Source organism: Kitasatospora sp. NPDC058218, from assembly GCF_042882445.1.
Taxonomy (GTDB): domain Bacteria; phylum Actinomycetota; class Actinomycetes; order Streptomycetales; family Streptomycetaceae; genus Kitasatospora.
In genome coordinates, this window is the sequence record NZ_JBHVWC010000008.1 from 91,315 (window position 1) to 109,191 (window position 17,877).

The 17,877-nt window shown below is 71.9% G+C and carries 13 protein-coding genes; 7 read left to right on the forward strand and 6 right to left on the reverse strand.

The features are described from left to right. Window positions 1-77: 77 nt before the first annotated feature. Together ACFVYI_RS07015 and ACFVYI_RS07020 are read right to left on the reverse strand one after the other, a co-directional pair. Window positions 78-1,691: a M4 family metallopeptidase gene (locus ACFVYI_RS07015; protein WP_387882108.1), complete on the reverse strand. Its 1,614-nt coding sequence runs from the start codon at window positions 1,689-1,691 to the stop codon at window positions 78-80. A gap of 426 nt (window positions 1,692-2,117) precedes the next feature. Next, window positions 2,118-3,755: a M4 family metallopeptidase gene (locus ACFVYI_RS07020; RefSeq protein WP_387882109.1), complete on the reverse strand. Its 1,638-nt coding sequence runs from the start codon at window positions 3,753-3,755 to the stop codon at window positions 2,118-2,120. A 496-nt stretch (window positions 3,756-4,251) separates the two neighbouring features. Here ACFVYI_RS07020 and ACFVYI_RS07025 point away from each other — a divergent pair, with 496 nt between their 5' ends. The 3 genes from ACFVYI_RS07025 (at window position 4,252) to ACFVYI_RS07035 (ending at window position 7,155) form a co-directional block, all read left to right on the forward strand. Further along, window positions 4,252-4,779 carry a MarR family winged helix-turn-helix transcriptional regulator gene (locus ACFVYI_RS07025; protein WP_387882110.1) on the forward strand — a complete coding sequence of 176 codons (528 nt, stop codon included), beginning with the start codon at window positions 4,252-4,254 and terminating at the stop codon, window positions 4,777-4,779. A 101-nt stretch (window positions 4,780-4,880) separates the two neighbouring features. After that, window positions 4,881-5,222: a DUF3817 domain-containing protein gene (locus ACFVYI_RS07030; RefSeq protein ID WP_387882111.1), complete on the forward strand. Its 342-nt coding sequence runs from the start codon at window positions 4,881-4,883 to the stop codon at window positions 5,220-5,222. A 247-nt stretch (window positions 5,223-5,469) separates the two neighbouring features. After that, complete coding sequence (locus ACFVYI_RS07035; RefSeq protein ID WP_387882112.1) at window positions 5,470-7,155, forward strand: methylmalonyl-CoA mutase; 1,686 nt, start codon at window positions 5,470-5,472, stop codon at window positions 7,153-7,155. A gap of 77 nt (window positions 7,156-7,232) precedes the next feature. On the opposite strand, the gene ACFVYI_RS07040 is transcribed toward ACFVYI_RS07035, so the two are convergent. Next, a complete protein-coding gene (locus ACFVYI_RS07040) occupies window positions 7,233-7,928 on the reverse strand; it encodes a TetR/AcrR family transcriptional regulator (RefSeq protein ID WP_387882113.1) in 696 nt (231 codons plus the stop codon). Window positions 7,929-8,295: 367 nt separating this feature from the next. Between ACFVYI_RS07040 and ACFVYI_RS07045 the strand changes: the two genes are divergently transcribed. The 4 genes from ACFVYI_RS07045 (at window position 8,296) to ACFVYI_RS07060 (ending at window position 12,828) form a co-directional block, all read left to right on the forward strand. Then, window positions 8,296-9,279, forward strand: coding sequence for a tetratricopeptide repeat protein (locus ACFVYI_RS07045; protein WP_387882114.1), 984 nt, complete (start codon window positions 8,296-8,298; stop codon window positions 9,277-9,279). Window positions 9,280-9,989: 710 nt separating this feature from the next. Then, complete coding sequence (locus ACFVYI_RS07050) at window positions 9,990-10,655, forward strand: DUF6230 family protein (protein ID WP_360638181.1); 666 nt, start codon at window positions 9,990-9,992, stop codon at window positions 10,653-10,655. 131 nt (window positions 10,656-10,786) lie between these two features. Beyond that, window positions 10,787-11,416: a DUF6114 domain-containing protein gene (locus ACFVYI_RS07055; RefSeq protein ID WP_387882115.1), complete on the forward strand. Its 630-nt coding sequence runs from the start codon at window positions 10,787-10,789 to the stop codon at window positions 11,414-11,416. Then, window positions 11,413-12,828, forward strand: coding sequence for a hypothetical protein (locus tag ACFVYI_RS07060; RefSeq protein WP_387882116.1), 1,416 nt, complete (start codon window positions 11,413-11,415; stop codon window positions 12,826-12,828). Before ACFVYI_RS07055 ends, ACFVYI_RS07060 begins: the two co-directional genes overlap by 4 nt. A gap of 78 nt (window positions 12,829-12,906) precedes the next feature. Here the strand turns inward: ACFVYI_RS07060 and pyk are convergent, their stop codons facing one another. The 3 genes from pyk to pta form a co-directional block, all read right to left on the reverse strand. Beyond that, window positions 12,907-14,334, reverse strand: a complete 1,428-nt coding sequence (gene pyk, locus ACFVYI_RS07065; RefSeq protein WP_387882117.1) for a pyruvate kinase — start codon at window positions 14,332-14,334, stop codon at window positions 12,907-12,909. A gap of 94 nt (window positions 14,335-14,428) precedes the next feature. Next, window positions 14,429-15,643 carry an acetate kinase gene (locus ACFVYI_RS07070; RefSeq protein WP_387882118.1) on the reverse strand — a complete coding sequence of 405 codons (1,215 nt, stop codon included), beginning with the start codon at window positions 15,641-15,643 and terminating at the stop codon, window positions 14,429-14,431. Beyond that, window positions 15,640-17,814, reverse strand: a complete 2,175-nt coding sequence (pta, locus tag ACFVYI_RS07075) for a phosphate acetyltransferase (RefSeq protein ID WP_387882119.1) — start codon at window positions 17,812-17,814, stop codon at window positions 15,640-15,642. Before pta ends, ACFVYI_RS07070 begins: the two co-directional genes overlap by 4 nt. Window positions 17,815-17,877: the final 63 nt, after the last annotated feature.

Genomic DNA, 17,877 nt, shown 5'->3' on the forward strand with positions numbered 1-17,877 from the left:
TCGGGGCCTCCTCTCCCAGTGGGCCCCGACAGCCTGTCGCCGTTACCAGGTGTGGTCCGGTGGTGATCAGACGGTGACTAGTTGACGTTCACCGCGCTCCAGGCCGCGGCCACCGCCGCGTACTGGGTGCTGGTGGTGCCGTAGAGGTCCCCCGCCGCCTTCAGGGTCGCCGTGCGGGCGGCCTTGTAGTTGGTGGTGGAGGTGAAGTACACGGTCAGCGCGCGGTACCAGATCGCGGCGGCCTTGTCCCGGCCGATGCCGGTGACGGTGGAGCCGTTGGAGGTCGGGCTGTTGTAGCTGACGCCGTTGATGGTCTTGGCGCCGCTGCCCTCGGCCAGCAGGTAGAAGAAGTGGTTGGCCACGCCCGAGGAGTAGTGGACGTCCACGTTGCCGACCCCGGAGTACCAGGAGTCCTTGGACGCGCCGTCCTTGGAGGGCTTGTCCATGTAGCGCAGCGGGGTGCCGTTGCCGTTGATGTTGAGCTTCTCGCCGATCAGGTAGTCCGGCACGTCGGTGGGCAGGTTGGCGTACCACTCGACCATGGTGCCGAAGATGTCCGAGGTGGCCTCGTTGAGGCCGCCGGACTCGCCGGAGTAGACCAGCCCGGCGGTGGCGGAGGTGACGCCGTGGGTCATCTCGTGGCCGGCCACGTCGATCGCGGTCAGCGGGTTGCTGTCGTTGGCGCCGTCGCCGTACGTCATGCAGAAGCAGGAGTCGTTCCAGAAGGCGTTGACGTAGGCGTTGCCGTAGTGGACGCGGCTGGTGGCGCCGACGCCGTTGTTCTTGATGCCGCTGCGGCCGAAGGTGTTCTTGTAGTAGTCCCAGGTCGCGCCGGCGCCGTACTGGGCGTCCACGGCGGCGGACTGGGTGTTGGAGGCGAGGCCGTTGCCCCAGACGTTGTCCGCGTCGGTGTACAGCGCGTTGCCGTTGTCGGCGTTGCCGGTCGACTGGTTGCCCCGGGAGGCGTCCTTGAGCTGGTAGGTCGAACCGCTCTGGGTGGTGGTCAGGGTGACCGAGCCGACGTGGACGCCCTTGCCGCTGCCGGTCGCGGTCTGGAACTCCTCGTGGGTGGAGAGCACCTCGCCGGTGGCCGCGTCGGTGACCAGCCGCTGGCTGGACGGGGTGCCGTCGGCCCGCTCGCCGCGGACCACGGTCTGGTACGCCAGCCGCGGGGTGCCGTCGGCCGCCCAGACCACCAGGGTGGCCGCGCCGGCGCCGTCGACCCGGCTGATCGCCGACTCGTCCTTGTCCGCGGCGATGCCGACGGTGGCCCGGACGGCGCCGAGCGCCTGGGCACCGGCCTTGTCGGCGGACAGTGCCGGGGTGAGGCTCGGCAGCGAGAGCTGCCCGCCGAAGGCCCGGTCCACCGAGGTGATCGAGCCGTTGGCCTTCTGGTGCACCACGAGGTCGCCGCCGAGGACCGGCAGGCCGCCCAGCGTCCGCTCGTAGCGCAGGTGGCGGGCGCCGTCGGCGTCCACCACGGCGTCCTTGACGACCAGCCGCTCCTGGCCGCCGAGGGCGAGCGCCCGCGCGAGCGGCGCGGCCTCGCCGGAGGCCAGCGTGATCAGCGCGTCGCGCTGCTGCACCACCGAGGGGGCGGCGGCCTGGGCGGGGGCGGCGGCGACCTGGATGGCGCCGGCGAGCAGGGCGGTGGCGGAGAGTACGGCTCCGGCTGTCAGCTTTCGCTTCACGTACGGGGTTCCTTCCACGAAACCGCGTGTGCGCGGTCGCGCCGCGTACCGGGGCGCCGGGGTTGGCACCGTGGGGCGGTAGGGCGCTGACGTGCTGCTCCCGTGCGGTCCTTGACGGCCGGTCGGTGGGTGGGGGCGACAGCCGTCGAACGGGGCTTGGGCAGAAGCATGACAATGCAGGTCGTGAAAGGACAGGGCGCCGCCGGCGATTGGCCAGGTCTCGCCAGCCGCCGGTGCGCGTGGTTCGGGTGCGGCGGGTGAACCGCTCCGGGTGCTTTGTCCCGCTGGCGGGATCCCGCCAGCGGCCGCCCTTGTCGCCCGCCGTGCGGATTGCTACGGAGCCGGAGTCACCTCCGCGCCGTGCGGACGCGCGAACGCCCGGGGCCTCCCCTCCCAGTGAGGCCCCGGGCGTCCTTGGCGCGGACGTCAGCTGACGTTGACGCCGCTCCAGGCGGCCGCCACCGCGTTGTACTCGGCGCTGCCCGCGCCGTAGAGGTCCGCCGCCGCGCTCAGCGTGCCGGTGCGGGCCGCCTTGTAGTTGGTGGTGGACGTGAAGTACACGGTCAGCGCGCGGTACCAGATCGCGGCGGCCTTGTCCCGGCCGATGCCCGTGATCGTGGAGCCGTTGGAGGTCGGGCTGTTGTAGCTGACGCCGTTGATGGTCTTGGCGCCGCTGCCCTCGGCCAGCAGGTAGAAGAAGTGGTTGGCCACGCCCGAGGAGTAGTGGACGTCGAGGTTGCCCACGCCGGACGACCAGGAGTCGGCCGAGCCGCCGTCCTTGGAGGGCTTGTCCATGTAGCGCAGCGGCGTGCCGTCGCCGTTGAGGTCGATCTCCTCGCCGATCAGGTAGTCCGGCTTGTCGGTGGCGAGGTTGGCGTAGAACTCGACCATGGTGCCGAAGATGTCCGAGGTGGCCTCGTTCAGGCCGCCGGACTCGCCCGAGTAGTTGAGGCCCGCGGTGGCCGAGGTGACGCCGTGGGTCATCTCGTGGCCGGCCACGTCGATCTCGGTCAGCGGGTGGGTGTTGCTCGCGCCGTCACCGTAGGACATGCAGAAGCACTGGTCGCTCCAGAACGCGTTCACGTAGTTCTTGCCGTAGTGAACGCGGCTGGTGGCGCCGACGCCGTTGTTCTTGATGCCGTTGCGGCCGAAGGTGTTCTTGTAGAAGTCCCAGGTGGCCGCCGCGCCGTACTGGGCGTCCACCGCGGCCGACTGGCCGTTGGAGACGAGGCCGGTGCCCCAGACGTTGTCCGCGTCGGTGTACAGCGTGCCCGAGCCGGAGGTCCGGTTCTTGAAGTCGACGGTGGACTGGCCGCCGCGGGAGGCGTCCTTCAGCGAGTAGCCGCCGCTGGCGGTGGTGGTGGTCAGCGGGACGCTGCCGACGAAGACGCCCTTGCCGGAGCCGGTCGCGGTCTGCACCTGCTCGTGGGTGGAGAGCACCTCGCCGGTGGCGGCGTCGGTGACCAGCAGCTGGCTGGACGGGGTGCCGTCGGCGCGCAGGCCTTCGACGGTCGTCCGGTACGCCAGGCGCGGGTTGCCGTCCGCGGCCCAGACCACCAGCTGCGCGGCGCCGGTCTGGTGGACCTCGGTGAGCGGCGACTCGTCCTTGTCGGCGGTGATGCCGACGGTGGCCTGCACGGCGCCGGAGGCCTGCGCGGCCGCCTTGTCGGCGGGGATGGCCGGGGTGAGGCTCGGCACGGCTATCGGCGCGGTGACGGCCTTGTCCACGGCCTTGACCGCACCGCCCGCGGCCTGGTGCACGACCAGGTCGCCGCCGAGGACGGGCAGGCCGGCGAAAGTGCGCTCGAAGCGGAGGTGACGGGTGCCGTCGGCGTCCACCACGGCGTCCTTGGCGACCAGCTTCTCCTGGCCGCCGAGGGCGAGCGCCTTGGCCAGCGGGTCGGCCTGACCCTTCGCCACGGCGAGGACGGCCTCGCGCTGCTGCGAGGCCTGGGCCTGCGCCGAGGGGGTCGGGGCGGCCTGGGCGGCGGTGCTCACCTGGATGACGCCGGTGAGGAGGGCGGTGGCGGAGAGTACGGCGCCGGCTGCGAGCTTTCGCTTCACGTACAGGGTCCTTCCGGGAAACCGCGGGTGTGCGGGCGCGCCTCGTCCCGGGGTGCCGGGGTTGACACCTGAGGGGCGGAACGGGCGCTGACGAGCTGCTCCGTGCGGTCGAGCGGCGGGGCCACCCGTGAGTGGGGAGGTGGCCTGCCGAACGGGGCTGGCCGAAAGCATGACAATCCAACAAGTGAAATGACAGGTCTCGTTCATCGATTGGCCAGGTCTCGCCAGCCCGGCGGAAGGTAAACGGGGCGACAAAACGGTTGAATCACCCCGCCTTGCAGCGGGTTACCGTCCGAACGGAGGCCTGGCTGCGGGCCGGACGCCCGCTCGGTGGCCAACCGTGCCCCGGTGGAGGGCGATTGGCGGTGGTTCACACCCCCGCAATGTCCTGGTACGGACCTGGGCGTCCCACTGGCGTGATCCCGCCACGTGTCGCGCTTGTCCACCATCAGGACGCCTGATAACACCCTGCCCACCCGCCGGTACGGTAAGGGGCGTGGCCAAGCCCCTCGCACTCGACTTCGATCCGATCGCCCGCGCCGACGAGCTCTGGACCCGCCGCTGGGGCGGAGTCCCCTCGATGGCGGCGATCACCTCGATCATGCGCGCCCACCAGATCCTGCTCGCGCGGGTGGACGCCGTGCTCAAGCCGTACGGGCTGACGTTCGCCCGCTACGAGGCGCTGGTGCTGCTCACCTTCAGCCGGACCGGAGAGCTCTCGCTGTCCAAGATCGGCGAGCGGCTGATGGTCCACCCGACCAGCGTCACCAACACCGTCGACCGCCTGGAGCGGGCCGGCCTGGTCGCCCGCCGGCCCAACCCGCTGGACGGCCGCGGGGTGCTCGCGAGCATCACCGCCCGCGGTCGCGAGGTGGTGGAGGACGCCACCCGGGAGCTGATGGCGATGGAGTTCGGCCTGGAGGAGTACGGCGCCGACCAGTGCCGCCAGGTGTTCGACCTGCTCCGGCCGCTGCGCATCGCCGCCGGGGACTTCACCGAGCCGGACGCGGGGGCGGCGGAGTAGGGCGCTGCGCGGCGCACCCGTAAGCGGCGGCTACCCTCGTGGGAGCGGTGCGCGGATCCGGGCGTACCGGCCGAATCCTGGCGAGCGAGGCGATGAAGAGTATGAAGGCGACCCCCCTGCTGGGCTGGTACCGGGCCTTGGCCATTGCGACCGGTGTGGCACTGCTCGTGTTCTGCGGCTTCATGGTCGCGAAGTACGGCTTCGACGCGGCCGAGGACGTGACCACCTACGTCGCGATGCTGCACGGCTACCTCTACATCGGGTACTTCGTGGTCACCTTCCTGCTCGGCCAGAAGCTCAAGTGGCCGCTGGGCCGGATGATCCTCACCCTGGCCGCCGGCTGCATCCCGTTCGCCTCCTTCGTCGCCGAGCGCCGGGTGGTCCGCGAGGCCGTCGAGCAGCTCCCCGCCGGTGGCGCCGCCCGGCAGACCGCCGGCGTCTGATCCACCCGCCGAGCCTCCGAGGGCGCCCCTCCCCGCATGCGGGGAGGGGCGCCCTTCGTTCTCGGGCGCCCCGGGTCGGCGCCGCCCGCGCCCGGGGCGGGGTCTTCGGCGTTCCCCGGCGCGTTCGCCGCCCGGTCGACCGCTGCTCCATCGACAATTAGTAGGACGTCCGAGTAAATTGGCAGGACGTCCTAACAGCTGTGCCGTCCACGTGCCGTGGCGGCCGTACGGAGCGGAGTTCGGGGCCATGGACGCCGAGGAGATCGAGCGCGGGCGGCAGCGCTGGCAGCAGCGGTACGACAGTGCCCGCAAGCGGGACGCGGACTTCACCACCCTCTCCGGCGACGAGGTCGAGCCGGTCTACGGCCCGCCCGCGGGGCAGCCGGTCGAGGGCTTCGAGCGGATCGGCTGGCCGGGCGAGTACCCGTACACCCGAGGGCTGCACGCCACCGGCTACCGGGGGCGGACGTGGACCATCCGCCAGTTCGCCGGCTTCGGCAACGCCGAGCAGACCAACGAGCGCTACCGGATGATCCTGGAGGCGGGCGGCGGCGGCCTCTCGGTCGCCTTCGACATGCCCACCCTGATGGGTTACGACTCCGACGACGCCAAGTCGCTCGGCGAGGTCGGGCACTGCGGTGTCGCGATCGACTCGGCGGCCGACATGGAGGTCCTCTTCAAGGGGATCCCGCTCGGCGAGGTCACCACCTCGATGACGATCAGCGGCCCGGCCGTCCCGATCTTCTGCATGTACCTGGTCGCCGCCGAGCGCCAGGGCGTCGACCCGGCGGTGCTCAACGGCACCCTGCAGACGGACATCTTCAAGGAGTACATCGCGCAGAAGGAGTGGCTCTTCGCGCCCGAGCCGCACCTGCGCCTGATCGGCGACCTGATGGCGTACTGCGCCGAGGGCATCCCGGCGTACAAGCCGCTCTCGGTCTCCGGCTACCACATCCGCGAGGCCGGCTCGACGGCCGCGCAGGAGCTGGCGTACACGCTGGCGGACGGCTTCGCCTACGTCGAGCTGGGCCTGTCCCGGGGGCTGGACGTGGACGTCTTCGCGCCCGGCCTCTCCTTCTTCTTCGACGCGCACCTCGACTTCTTCGAGGAGATCGCCAAGTTCCGTGCCGCGCGCCGGATCTGGGCCCGCTGGATGCGCGACCGCTTCGGTGCCCGGACGGACAAGGCGCAGTGGCTGCGCTTCCACACCCAGACCGCCGGTGTCTCGCTGACCGCCCAGCAGCCGTACAACAACGTGGTCCGCACCGCCGTCGAGGCCCTCTCGGCGGTGCTCGGCGGCACCAACTCGCTGCACACCAACGCCCTGGACGAGACCCTGGCGCTGCCCTCGGAGCAGGCCGCCGAGATCGCCCTGCGCACCCAGCAGGTGCTGATGGAGGAGACCGGCATCACCAACGTGGCCGACCCGCTGGGCGGCTCCTGGTACGTCGAGGCGCTCACCGACCGGATCGAGGAGCAGGCCGAGGCGATCTTCCGGCGGATCCTGGACAAGGGCCGCGAGGACCACGAGATCGGCCCGATCACCTCCGGCATCCTGCGCGGGATCGAGGAGGGCTTCTTCACCGGGGAGATCGCCGAGGCGGCCTTCCAGTACCAGCAGGGGGTCGAGAAGGGCGAGAAGCGGGTCGTCGGGGTCAACTGCCACCCGCGCAGCGTCACCCCCGAGCTGGAGATCCTGCGGGTCAGCCACGAGGTCGAGCGCGAGCAGGTCCGCGTCCTGGCCGAGCGCAAGGCCGGGCGGGACGAGGCGGCGGTGCGGGCCGGGCTGGACGCGATGCTCGCGGCGGCGCGCTCGGGCGCGTCGATGATCCCGCCGATGCTGGACGCGGTGCGGGCCGAGGCGACCCTCGGCGAGATCTGCAACGTGCTGCGCGAGGAGTGGGGCATCTACCGGGAGACCGCCAGCTTCTGAGCCGCCCGCCACATCCTGGCGATGGTGCCGAGAACCGCCCCGCACGCTCTTCGCGCGGGGCGGTTCTCGGTGTTCGTTCAGCCCGCGGCGAGGTGCGGGAACGGGCCGAGCAGCAGATCGGTGAACCGGCTGATCCACCCCGCGGTGATCGGCTCGCCGCTGACCAGCACCCGGTGCTCGACCGTGCCGGCGATGGTGTCGAAGATGATGTCGATCTCCTCGGCGGCCGTCGTCGGGTCGTCGTCGGGGGCGAGTTCGCCGCGCGCCTGGGCGGCGGCCCGGCCCTGCCGGACCAGGCGCTTCTGCGGGTCGACGATCGCCTCCCGGATCCGCCGCCGCAGCTGCCGGTCCCGGGTGCCCTCGGCGAACAGGGCGAGCAGGGCGGCCTGTGTCTCCGGGCGGGCCAGCAGATCGGCGAACTGGGCGACCACGGCCTCGATGTCGGCCCGCAGGCTGCCGAGGTCGGGCATCACCAGCTCGTCGAAGAGGCTGGCGACGGCGTCCACCACCAGCTCGTTCTTGGAGGGCCAGCGGCGGTACAGGGTGGTCTTGGCGACCTTGGCGCGGGCGGCCACGTGACCCATGGTCAGCCCGCCCCAGCCGAGTTCGGCCAGGGCCTCGCGGGTGGCGTCGAGGATGGCGGTGTCGGCGGCCGCGCTGCGCGGGCGCCCCTTGGCCCGGGCGGTGGTGCCGTCGGGGCTCTCCGGGGCCCCGGCGGGGTCTTCACGGCCCGCCGGGCGTGCCGGGGTCACGGGGGACTGGGGGGCCGGCACCGGGCCTCCTTGCGATGTACTGGTAAGTAACATGGGTGGGGCAGGTAACGGTAGCGACTGTTCGCCGTCCGGGTCAGCCGGGGTGTGCGCGAAAGTGGGACAGCTCACGTCCCGGGACGCTCCGATGGGGTTGCGGCGGGGGGCCTCGGTCCAGTTACGCTACGACTCGTAGCGAAAGCAGTGACAACCAGGCGCCGCGACCCCGTGGGACGGGGGCGGCGCGGGTGCGGATGGGGATCCGCGCCGAACGGTTCAGGCTACCGGGGGACGGGTCGTCCACCCCGGAAATCGGCGCCGCGCAGCCCGCGTGGTGCGACTTTCCGGAGGTTGGTGCCCGCCAGCAGCACGGACGGGGGAGGATAGTGCCATGCAGCCACGGAATTCGCGTCTCAACAGCTCCGCTCTGCGCGGTGCGGTCGACCTCGCCGCAGTGAAGGCAGCCGGCGAGGCTGCCCAGAAGGCCGAGCAGGCCAGGGCCGAGCGGGCCCGCCAGGCGGCGGCCGGCATCGCCCCGGACCCGTCCGCGTACCCGCTCGTCATCGATGTCACCGAGGACACCTTCGAGACCGAGGTCGTCCAGCGCTCCACCGAAGTGCCGGTGGTCATCGACTTCTGGGCCGAGTGGTGCGAGCCCTGCAAGCAGCTCAGCCCGATGCTGGAGCGGCTGGCCGAGGAGTACGCGGGCCGGATCGTGCTCGCCAAGATCGACGTCGAGGCCAACCAGCTGCTCACCCAGCAGTTCGGCATCCAGGGCGTTCCGGCCGTGATGGCCGTGGTGGCGGGCCAGCTGGTGCCGCTGTTCCAGGGCGCCGAGAGCGAGCCCAACGTCCGCAAGGTGCTGGACCAGCTGATCCTGGTCGCCGAGCAGCGCTTCGGCGTGGTGGGCGGCGCCGGGGCACCGGCCGAGGCGCCGGGCGAGGCCGGCCCGTACCTGCCGGAGGACCCGGCCCTGGCGGCCGCGCACGAGGCGCTGGACCGGGGGGACCTCGGCGGCGCCATCCAGGCGTACCAGAACGTGCTGGTCGACGAGCCGGGCAACACCGAGGCCAAGCTCGGCCTGGCCCAGGCGGAGCTGCTGCGCCGGGTGGAGGGGCTGGACCTGGCGACGGTCCGCGCGGCGGCCGCGGCCGACCCGAAGGACGTCGGGGCCCAGCTGAAGGCGGCCGACCTGGACCTGGTGGGCGGTCATGTCGAGGACGCCTTCGGGCGCCTGGTGGCCACCGTCGGGCGGACCTTCGGCGAGGACCGGGACACCGTCCGGCTCCGGCTGCTGGAGCTGTTCGAGGTGATCGGCAGCGAGGACCCGAGGGTGACGGCGGCGCGCGGCGCCCTGGCCCGCGTCCTGTTCTGAGGGCCCTCGCCGGGCTCCTTCCCGACCCCTTCCTGGCACGGCGGATGACCTGCGGTGTCGCTGGCGATTTGGCGACAATCCGGTCATCGTGTCAGAGGTTTACCAAATCTTGACAACACCCGTGGACGGTCACTTCAGGTGACCGTCCACGGGTGTTTCGCTGGTGTTTCCGGCGGATTTCGTCCTCACGGTTCCTTCAATTCATCACTCTGGGTGTGCGGGTGGCCAATTCCATGATCGCCGCCATCGGATGTTGGATTACCCGTCAGTAATGAACCCCTTGTGCTTCGCCCGGGATTCGAGCAGCATCGGCGACGCCCGGTCCCAGACTCCAACCCCCGACGATCCGGTCGGCGGGCGGAGCGAGGGATCCCCACCGGGTGAGCCGTCGGCCCCGGCCGACGGTGGGAGGGCAGGGGGGTATCCGCGGTCCCACGGCGGTTCCTGTCCTTCGATCCGGCCGCGCGGCCCGCGCGGTCGCTGGTTGTCGCTCGGGGGTGATCGCCGATGTCGTCGGTCCTGCCCGCCGCCCCGCAGGGGTGGTCGGTGAAGGGACGGGAGTGCCGCTGTGTGCCGGCCGCTCCCGCGTCCGACGGCACCCATGGCGCTCTCCGCTACCGAGGACGTAGCTCTCTCCCATCCCAGGCCCCCACCGGTGCGGGACGCACCGCCGGGGAGCCGGAGATGTACGTCCTAGAAGGAGGACTCGCATGTCCCAGACCTACGGCAAGACCCGCTGGAAGCGCTTCGCCCTCGTGATGGTGCCCAGCCTCGCGGCCACCGCCGCGGTGGGCGTCGCGCTGGCGAACAACGCGCTGGCGGCTTCGTTCAGCGTCTCCGGCCAGAACTTCAAGGTCTCCACCCAGGAGCTGCACGGCACGAACTTCGCGCAGTTCGGCTCGATCGACGCCGAGTCCAACGGCACGCCGCACCCGGTCGCCGTCTCGGCCTTCGACGAGGCCCGGATCAAGGGCCTGTGCCAGTCGGTGGTGACGGACCCGAACATCATCCCCGGCCTGCCGTGGAAGCTGCCGAAGATCACCCTGCGTCTTGAGGCCGGCAACAGCGAGGACCCGGAGAAGCAGGTCAGCGCCAAGAACCTGCTGATCGACCTCGACCAGCTCAACGCGGACGCCACCTTCACCAACATCAACATCGGCCAGGACGCCTCCACCCTGAAGGGCACCGCCACCCAGGGCTGGAAGTCCCGGCTCGGCACCGGCCTGCCCTCCGGCGGCACCGGCTTCGCCCAGGCCGCCGACAAGGCCGACCTGTCGAACGTGCAGCAGACCGCCTGGGCCACCTCGGCCGGCACCTTCAAGCTCCAGGGCCTGAAGCTCGCGCTGCACACCGACGGCGGGCACGAGTGCTTCTAGGCCGTTGACCGGCGGCGGGCCCCCGGCCCGCCGCCGACCGCGGTACCCGGGGGGCCGGGGCGGTGCGCGCGCCGCTCCCGGTCCTCCACCTCCCGTTTTTCGCCTCGTTCACACCATCGAGGAGCTGCACCGTGTCCAGCGCCCTTGCCGAGTTCCGGCCCGCCGAGCACGAGAACCCCGCCCAGTGGGTGCGTCGGGTGTTCCGTACCTTCCGCCGGTCCCGGCCGTTCTACGGCGGCCTGCTGGCCATGATCGCCGGCGTTCCGATCATGTACTTCCCTTACGCCAAGCTGTCGTTGAGCGGCATGACCGTGCAGATGGCCACCACCGGCGGCGCCGGGTCGCTGATCATCGGCGTCCTGCTGATCGTGCTGGGGCTGACCGCCTGGTTCCAGCCGGCCGTCCGGTTCTTCGCGGGTGTCGCCACCACCCTGCTCACCCTGGTCTCGGTCCCGGTCTCCAACCTCTCCGGGTTCGGGCTGTCGCTGCTGCCGGGTCTGATCGGCGGCGGGCTGATGCTCGCCTGGGCGCCGAACCCGCCGGAGGCGGTCGGGGCGGTCGAGGCCGGCACCGCCGAGTCGACGGCCACCGAGCCCACCGCGCAGACGGCCACCACCGACACCGACACCGTTGCCACCACCGCCGCCGCCGAACCCGCCACCGCGCCGCTGCCGGTCGTCCCCGCGCAGGCCGAGCCGACGGCCCCGACGGCCGCCGACGTTCCGCCGCAGCAGACCGGTGAGCCGAAGGAGGCACGGTGAGCGCGCCGCAGGAGCCGCAGGGCGGCCCGGGTCTGCCGGAGCAGCGCTCCGCACGGCACGCGGCGCCCCGCACGCCCGTCCGGGTCCGGCTCAGAGGCCGCGCGCTGGCGATGGCCGCGGTGCCGACCGCACTGCTGATGGCCGCCGCCTACACACCGAACGCCGCGATCGCCGAGACCTCCGCCGGCAAGCCGTGCGCCACGGCGCCCGACGTCGCCCCGCAGTCGCCGAAGGTGGCGGAGACGCCCGTTCCCAAGAGCGAGCTGCCCCCGCCGCTGCCGGGCCCGTCCGTGCCGCTGCCCGCCACCACGACGGCAGCGCCGACGGCCGCACCGACGAGCGGTCCGACGAGCACGCCCGCGACGGCTCCCACGACGGCTCCCACGGCGCCGACCACGCCCACGGCGCCCGCGTCGACGCCCGTCTCGGGCACCCCCGTCCGGTCCGCGACCACCGGCGGCTCCGGCGGGGTCGTCCAGGCCGGGCTGATCGACGACATCGTCGGCGGCATCACCAACCTGATCCACCCGAGCGGTTCACCGAGCCCGTCGGCCTCCGCGACCACCGCGAGCCCGGCGCCGTCGACACCTGCCGCGCCCGCCGCGGGCAACCGCGCGGTGGCCCCGGCCGCTCCGGCCGCGGGCACCCAGTCGCCCGCCGCGCCCGTGCCCGCGCAGCCGTCCTCCGCCACGACGCCGCCGGCCGTTCCGTCGGGTGCGCAGAGCCCGTCCGCCGCCACGACCCCGAGCGGCAAGGCGGGCGGCACCGCCAAGCCGTCCGCGGGTGCCAAGACCGGCGGTCCGGCCACCCCGTCCGCCTCGTCCTCGCCGTCCGCCTCGTCCTCGCCGAGCGCCGACCCGAACTGCCTGGTCCCGATGAAGGGCCTGGCCGCCGGCGCGAAGCCGGACAACCCGATCCTCGTCCCGGACCAGAACTGGACCCTGCAGACCAGCCGGCTGACCCTGAACCACGCCGTGCTGATGGGAGTGGTCGACGTCCAGACGCCGACCACCACCAAGCGGGTGCTGAAGTTCGTGGTCGAGAGCGTGGACATCGAGAACCTCGACATGTCGACGCTGGAGGGCAACGGCAAGACCTTCCACGTCAAGGGCGCGCCGGGTTCGGTCTCCACCATGCGCCAGGGCCCGGTCACCATGTACGTGGAGAAGCTCTCCGGCCACCTGTCCCAGGTGCTCGGCATCCCGATCCCGATCGACCTCGGCGAGCTCACCCTCACCCCCGACGGTCCGCTGCCGCAGTGGCTGTACGACCTGATCGGCAAGCTGGAGATCCCGCTCTGGATGCAGATGACCGGTGTCACCGCGATCCAGTCCGGCCAGTTCGGCGGCACGCTGAAGATCCCCGGGATGCAGCTCTTCAACGACGACAAGCCCTACGTCGGCAACAAGTAGGCCGATGCCGTGAAACGCCCGTGGGGCGGCCCCTCCGTCGAGGAGGGGCCGCCCCACGGGCGTTCGGGGGAGCCGGTGTCACTCGCTCCGGGTGCCCAGGTGGTGCACCTGGACCATGTTGGTGTTGCCGGGGACGCCGGGGGGCGAGCCGGCGGTGACGATGACGGTGTCGCCCTGGTCCAGCTGGCCGATCTTGAGCAGCTCGCGGTCGACCTGGGCCACCATCTCGTCGGTGGAGCCGACCTGCTCGGTGACGTGCGCCTCGACGCCCCAGCTCAGCGAGAGCTGGTTGCGGGTGGCGTTGTCCGGGGTGAACGCGATCACCGGGATCGGCGAGCGGTAGCGGGAGAGCCGGCGCGCGGTGTCACCGGACTTGGTGAACGCGACCAGCGCCTTGCCGTTGAGGAAGTCGCCCAGCTCGCACGCGGCGCGGGCGATCGAGCCGCCCTGGGTGCGCGGCTTGCGGCCCGGGTTCAGCGGCTGGAGGCCCTGCGAGAGCAGCTCCTCCTCGGCCTTCTCGGCGATCCGGCTCATGGTGCGGACCGTCTCGACCGGGTACTTGCCGACGCTGGACTCGGCGGACAGCATGACCGCGTCGGTGCCGTCCAGGATCGCGTTGGCGACGTCGGAGACCTCGGCGCGGGTCGGGCGCGAGGCGTGGATCATCGACTCCATCATCTGGGTCGCGACGATCACCGGCTTGGCGTTCCGGCGGGCCAGCGTGATCAGGCGCTTCTGGACCAGCGGCACCCGCTCCAGCGGGTACTCGACGGCCAGGTCGCCGCGGGCGACCATGATGGCGTCGAAGGCGAGGACGATCTCCTCCATGGCCTCGACGGCCTGCGGCTTCTCGATCTTGGCGATGACCGGCACCCGGATGCCGACCGCGTCCATGACCTCGTGGACGTCCTTGATGTCGGCCGCGTTGCGGACGAAGGAGAGGGCGACCATGTCGACGCCCAGCTCCAGCGCGAAGCGCAGGTCGTCCTTGTCCTTCTCGGACAGGGCGGGCACGTTCACGGCCGCACCGGGCAGGTTGATGCCCTTGTTGTTCGAGAGCACGCCGCCCTCGACGACCACGGTCTTCACCTGCGGGCCGTCGACGCTGACGACCTCCAGGGCGATGACGCCGTCGTTGATCAGGATCGGGTCGCCGGGCTTCACGTCGCCGGGCAGGCCCTTGTAGGTGGTCCCGCAGATGTGCTGGTCGCCGGGGACGTCCTCGGTGGTGATGATGAACTCGTCACCGTTGTCGACGGTCACCGGACCGTTGGCGAAGGTGGCCAGGCGGATCTTGGGCCCCTGGAGGTCGGCAAGGACGCCGATGGCCTTGCCGGTGTCCTCCGAGACCTGGCGGACCTTTCGGTACCGCTCCTCGTGGTCCGCGTGGGTGCCGTGGCTCATGTTCAGTCGGGCGACGTTCATGCCCGCCTCGACGATGGCCTTCAGCTGTTCGTAGGAGTCCGTGGCCGGACCCAGGGTGCAGACAATTTTCGCTCGGCGCATATGGATCAGTCTATCCGTTCGTGTTATAGGTGCATTCGGCACGAAGCGTGAGGAATCGCCGACGAAGGATTCCGAGGAGCGAGACGACGGTGGGTCAGCCCCCGGACTGCCGGTGCACCAGGGCGAAGGCCTGTCGCGCGATCTCCAGTTCCTCGTCGGTGGGCACCACGGCGACCGCGACCCGGCCGTACGCGGGCGAGATGATCCGGGCCTCGCCGGAGCGCACCGAGTTCAGCTCGGGGTCCACCGCGATGCCCAGCTCCTCCAGCCCGGCCGTGGCCGCGGCCCGCACCGGAGCCGCATTCTCGCCGACGCCGGCCGTGAACGCGATGGCGTCGACCCGGCCGAGCACCGCGTAGTAGCCGCCGATGTACTTGCGCAGCCGGTGGACGTAGGCGTCGAACGCCAGCCGGGCGTCCGCGTCCCCCTCCTCGGCCCGCCGCATGATCTCGCGCATGTCGTTGTCGCCGCACAGCCCCAGCAGCCCGCTGCGGCGGTTGAGCAGGTCGTCGATCTCGTCGATCGAGAGCCCGCCGACCCGGTGCAGGTGGAACACCACGCCCGCGTCGATATCACCCGAACGAGTGCCCATCACCAGGCCCTCCAGGGGCGTCAGGCCCATCGAGGTGTCCACGCAGCGGCCACCGGCGACCGCCGAGGCGGAGGCGCCGTTGCCCAGGTGCAGCACGATCACGTTCACCTCGGCCGGGTCCTTGCCGAGCAGCCGGGCGGTGGCCCGCGAGACGTACTGGTGCGAGGTGCCGTGGAAGCCGTAGCGGCGCACCCGGTGCTCGTCCGCGACCGCCTTGTCCACGGCGTACCGGGCCGCGTACTCCGGCATCGAGGCGTGGAAGGCGGTGTCGAAGACGGCGACCTGCGGCAGGTCCGGGCGCAGCGCGCGGGCCACCTCGATGCCGGTGATGTTGGCCGGGTTGTGCAGCGGGGCGACCGGGATCAGCCGGCGGATCTCCCTGAGGACGTCGTCGGTGATCACGGTCGGCTCGGTGAAGCGGAGCCCGCCGTGGACCACCCGGTGGCCGATCGCGGCCAGCTCGGGGGAGTCCAGCCCGATGCCGTCCGCGGCGAGCTCCTCGGCGACGGCCTTCAGGGCGGCGGAGTGGTCGGGGAAGACCTGGAGCGCCTCGCGCTTCTCGCCGGAGCGCGCGGTGTGCACCAGCCGGCCGTTCGCCTCGCCGATCCGCTCGACCAGGCCGGAGGCCAGTCGGGCGCCGTCCAGCATGTCGATGAGCTGGTACTTCACCGACGAGGAGCCGGCGTTCAGGACCAGGACGCGGGTGCCTTCACTCATGCCCGGACTCCTTCGGTGCGGTCCTGCGACGGGGCGGCGGGGGCGGCCTGTGCGCGGCCGTGCTCCTGCGACTGGATGGCGGTGATCGCGACGGTGTTGACGATGTCCTCGACCAGCGCGCCGCGGGAGAGGTCGTTGACGGGCTTGCGCAGCCCCTGCAGGACCGGGCCGACCGCCACCGCGCCGGCCGAGCGCTGGACCGCCTTGTAGGTGTTGTTGCCGGTGTTGAGGTCCGGGAAGATCAGCACGGTGGCCCGGCCGGCCACCGGTGAGCCCGGCAGCTTGGTGGCCGCGACATGGGCGTCCACCGCCGCGTCGTACTGGATCGGGCCCTCGACCAGGATGTCCGGTCGCAGTGCGCGGACCAGCTCGGTGGCCTTGCGGACCTTGTCGACGTCGGCGCCGGAGCCGGAGGTGCCGGTGGAGTAGGAGAGCATCGCGACCCGGGGCTCGACGCCGAACTGGGCGGCGGTGGCGGCGGACTGGATGGCGATGTCGGCCAGCTGCTGGGCGTCCGGGTCGGGGTTGACCGCGCAGTCGCCGTAGACCAGCACCTTGTCGGCCAGGCACATGAAGAAGACCGAGGAGACGATCGCGGCGCCCGGCGCGGTCTTGATCACCTCGAAGGCGGGCCGGATGGTGGCGGCCGTGGAGTGCACCGCGCCGGAGACCATGCCGTCGGCGATGCCCTCCTGGACCATCAGGGTGCCGAAGTAGCTGACGTCGGTGACGACGTCCAGCGCCAGCTCGACGGTCATGCCCTTGTGGGCGCGCAGCCTCGCGTACAGCTCGGCGAACTGCCGGCGCAGCGGGCTGGTGGCCGGGTCGACGATCCGGACCTGGACCCGGTCGGCCGTCGGGTCGTCCTGGGGGAGGTCGATGCCGAGGGCGGCGGCCTTGCGACGCACCGCGTCGACGTCGCCGAGCAGGGTGAGGTCGCAGATGTTTCGGCGGAGCAGGACTTCGGCCGCGCGCAGCACCCGGTCCTCGGTGCCCTCGGGGAGGACGACGTGCCGCCGCGCGGCCCGGGCCCGCTCCAGCAGCGCGTGCTCGAACATCATCGGGGTGACCCGCTCGGTCCGGCCGACCTCGATGCGGGTGGTCAACTCGGCCGTGTCCACGTGGAGTTCGAAAAGGCCGAGGGCTATCTCGGCCTTCCGCGGGCTGGCTGCGGAGAGCTTGCCCTCCAGGTGGGTGAGGGCGGCGGCGGTGATCCAGCTGCCCTCGGGGACGACCGCGACCGGGGTGCCGGGGGCCAGTCGGGCGGCCAGCGCCATCACGTTCGGGCCGGGGTGCTGGCCGAGCGTCAGCAGCACGCCGGCGATCGGCGGGGCGCCCGCGGCGTGCGCGGCCAGCGAGCCGATAACCAGGTCGGCGCGGTCCCCGGGGGTGACCACCAGGGCGCCCTCGGTCAGCGCGTCCAGGAAGGTCGGCAGCATGGCGCCGCCGAAGACGAAGCCGCGGACGTCCCGGGCCAGGCCGGCCGCGTCGCCGATCAGGACCTCGGCGCCGGTGGCCTCGACCAGCTGGGCGACGGTCGGCGCGGCCAGCGCCGGCTCCTCCGGGATGACGTAGGCGGGGATCGGCAGCTTCTCGGTGAGCGTGCGCTGGATCCGCTGCTTGGCACCGGGGGCGACCCGGTTGGCGACCATCGCCAGGGTCTCGCAGCCGAGGTCGGTGTAGGCGCGGTGGGCGTTGCGGACCTCGGCGATCACGGCCGCCGGGTCCTCCGAGTGGCCGCCGACCACCGGCAGCACCGCGGCGCCGAACTCGTTGGCGAGCCGGGCGTTGAAGGCCAGCTCGTCGGGGATGTTGGTGTCCGCGAAGTCGGTGCCGAGCACCAGCACCGCCTGGCAGCGCCGCTCCAGCGCCCGGAACCGGTCGACGAGGGTGGAGACCAGCTCGTCCTGGCCCTGGGCGGCCTGCAGGGCGGCCGCCTCCTCGTAGGTGAGGCCGTAGAGCTCGGCGGCCGGCAGGTCGACCCGGTAGCGGGTGCGCAGCAGCTCGACGACGTGGTCGGAGCCGCGCTCTCCGGGCGCGTGGGCGTGCACCAGGGGCCGGAACACCCCGACCCGGTCCACCTGGCGGGTGAGCAGTTCCATGACCCCGAGCTCGACGGCCTGCCGGCCGTCCCCCCGGTCGATCCCGGTCACGTACACGCTGCGCGCCACGGCGGCTTTCTCCGTCCCGTTGTCTCAGAGAGTGGTCATATCGACCATACCTTCGCACTGCGA

What these genes read in the sequence shown, in the direction of transcription:
- ACFVYI_RS07030 (WP_387882111.1), top strand. Translation starts at nt 4,881, where the DNA reads ATGAAGGCGACCCCCCTGCTGGGCTGGTACCGGGCCTTGGCCATTGCG.
- ACFVYI_RS07035 (WP_387882112.1), top strand. Translation starts at nt 5,470, where the DNA reads ATGGACGCCGAGGAGATCGAGCGCGGGCGGCAGCGCTGGCAGCAGCGG.
- ACFVYI_RS07045 (WP_387882114.1), top strand. Translation starts at nt 8,296, where the DNA reads ATGCAGCCACGGAATTCGCGTCTCAACAGCTCCGCTCTGCGCGGTGCG.
- ACFVYI_RS07050 (WP_360638181.1), top strand. Translation starts at nt 9,990, where the DNA reads ATGTCCCAGACCTACGGCAAGACCCGCTGGAAGCGCTTCGCCCTCGTG.
- pyk (WP_387882117.1), bottom strand. Translation starts at nt 14,334, where the DNA reads ATGCGCCGAGCGAAAATTGTCTGCACCCTGGGTCCGGCCACGGACTCC.
- ACFVYI_RS07070 (WP_387882118.1), bottom strand. Translation starts at nt 15,643, where the DNA reads ATGAGTGAAGGCACCCGCGTCCTGGTCCTGAACGCCGGCTCCTCGTCG.